This is a genomic window from Ideonella sp. P3_A4, from assembly GCF_056403075.1.
Map to the genome: position 1 here is coordinate 1 of NZ_JBFUGE010001087.1, position 1,273 is coordinate 1,273.

Annotated in this window: 2 protein-coding genes; both read left to right on the forward strand. The window is 65.8% G+C overall.

What is annotated here, in order from left to right; all coding sequences use genetic code 11:
* Nucleotides 1-61: 61 nt before the first annotated feature.
* A complete protein-coding gene (locus AC1DYI_RS36060) occupies nt 62-526 on the forward strand; it encodes a RidA family protein (protein WP_477208889.1) in 465 nt (154 codons plus the stop codon).
* A gap of 11 nt (nt 527-537) precedes the next feature.
* Nucleotides 538-1,026 (forward strand): disulfide bond formation protein B, encoded by a 489-nt coding sequence (locus AC1DYI_RS36065; protein ID WP_477208890.1) that lies wholly within the window; start codon nt 538-540, stop codon nt 1,024-1,026.
* The last annotated feature ends 247 nt before the right edge of the window (nt 1,027-1,273 follow it).

Here is a 1,273-nt window from a genome sequence, read left to right on the forward strand (position 1 = left end):
CGCCCCCCTGCATGCCCCAGTGTAGGATGCCCGCCGAATCATTTTCTTACCGGAGAAACCCATGTCTGTTGCCGCACGCCTGGCAGAACTCGGCATCGAGCTGCCGCCGGTGGCCATCCCCGCCGCCGCCTATGTTCCTTTTGTCCAGACGGGCAACCTCGTGTTCATCTCCGGCCACATTGCCAAGAAAGACGGCAAGCCGCACGTCGGCCAGCTGGGCCTGACGATGGGCACCGATGAAGGCAAGGCCGCCGCCCGCGCGATCGCGATCGAGCTGATGGGCACGCTGAAGGCGGCCTGCGGCGGCGACCTGGAGCGCGTGGCCCGCATCGTCAAGGTGATGAGCCTGGTCAACTCCGCCCCGACCTTCACCGAGCAGCACCTGGTGACGAACGGCTGCTCCGAACTCATCGGTGAGGTGTTCGGCCCGCAGGTCGGCGCCCACGCGCGCAGCGCCTTTGGCGTGGCGCAGATCCCGCTCGGCGCTTGCGTCGAGATCGAGCTGATTGCTGAACTGAAGTCTTAAGGACGTCGACCATGGATGGCTTGCTCGGCCGCCCGGCCACGGTGTTGGCGCTGATTGCGCTGCTGTGCTTCGGCTCGGTGGGCCTGGCGCTGGTGTCGCAATATCAGTTCGACATGCAGCCCTGCCCGTGGTGCACGTTTCAGCGGCTGATCTTCCTGGTGATCGGCTCCTTCGCGCTGCTGGGCTTGCTGCTCCGGTCGAGCGGCATTCGCCGCGTGATCGCGCTGGGCGGGCTGATGCTCGCGGTGTGCGGCATGGCCAGCGCGCTGTGGCAATACTTCGTCGCGGCCAAGAGCGACAGCTGCAACCTGACGCTGGCCGACCGCATCATGCAGTCTTTGGGCCTGTACGACCACGCACCCCAGGTCTTTGCGCCCATGGCCTCTTGCGCCGAGGCCTCGGTCACGCTGATGGGTATTCCCTACGCGTTCTGGAGCCTGTTCGTCTTCTTGCTGATTGCGCTTGGTTGCGTGCAGGTGATGCGCGTCACGCGCGTCTGACCCGCTCTTCGACCTGACATGAAACGGGGCGGCTCGTGGGCCGCCCCGTTGTCATTTGAGGCCTGAACAGGCCCTAACCGTTCGCGCGCGGCTCACCGTACTGGTTGACAGTCACGGTGCGGCCCGGCGGGCGTTCCATCTGCACGTGGTGCTCGGCACCACGGAAGGTGTAGATCACGTCCCAATAATCCGGCCGCTCATCGCCCCGGACGGTCGCGCAACGCTGGACCCGGGCGGTGTTCGGACG

Coding starts and splice junctions, on each gene's coding strand:
- AC1DYI_RS36060 (WP_477208889.1), top strand. CDS start 62: ATGTCTGTTGCCGCACGCCTGGCAGAACTCGGCATCGAGCTGCCGCCG.
- AC1DYI_RS36065 (WP_477208890.1), top strand. CDS start 538: ATGGATGGCTTGCTCGGCCGCCCGGCCACGGTGTTGGCGCTGATTGCG.